Origin of the sequence: Peptoniphilus indolicus ATCC 29427, from assembly GCF_000227315.1 — a bacterium.
Taxonomy (GTDB): domain Bacteria; phylum Bacillota; class Clostridia; order Tissierellales; family Peptoniphilaceae; genus Peptoniphilus; species Peptoniphilus indolicus.
Genome location: NZ_JH165146.1, coordinates 1 through 666 on the forward strand (window position 1 = coordinate 1; position 666 = coordinate 666).

General features: G+C 31.7%; 1 protein-coding gene. It reads left to right on the forward strand.

Features of this window, described 5'->3' with window-relative positions; translation table 11 throughout:
• A partial coding sequence (locus HMPREF9129_RS10410) for a S41 family peptidase (protein WP_004823584.1) occupies positions 1–604 on the forward strand: 604 nt, incomplete at its 5' end.
• Between the last annotated feature and the right edge of the window lie 62 nt (positions 605–666).

Here is a 666-nt window from a genome sequence, read left to right on the forward strand (position 1 = left end):
TAAAGCATTGGTAATTGATTTAAGAGGTAACGGAGGTGGAGATGAAAGTTACTATTTGAGATTTTTATATCCTAGTTTAATGGATAAACCTTATTCAACAAAAAGATACCTTTTTATAAAATCTGATTTTTTTAAAAATAGAATAGAGAATAGATATAATAAGTTAGATAAAAAAATATTAGAGTCTTTTAAATTTTCTTCAGAAACAAATGATTTAATAAAAGATTTTAAGTATTATATGACATATGATACAAATTTAGAACCGAATGATGACTCAATTAAGTTCAAAGGGAAAATTTATTTATTAGTAGATAGAGGTGTGTACAGCGCAGCAGAATCAATGGCATCTTTTTCAAAAGAAAGTGGATTTGCCACTTTGATTGGAGAGAGAACCGGTGGAGATGGCATAGCAGAAAATCCAAGGATAGTTGCACTTGATAAAACAGGTTATATGATGAGATATTCTTATAGTTTAGGAACTACAGAAAGTGGCAGTGTAAATGAGTTGGAGCAAACAACACCTCACATAGTTTGCAATCCTGATACAAGAGGTGCATTGATAGACCAGCCTTGCATACAAGAGGTTTTGAGACTGGAAGAGTAGAGCGATGGGAAAGATCCGCAGGACAGTTTTGGTTTACTTTATGGATGAAATTTTATTTAAAC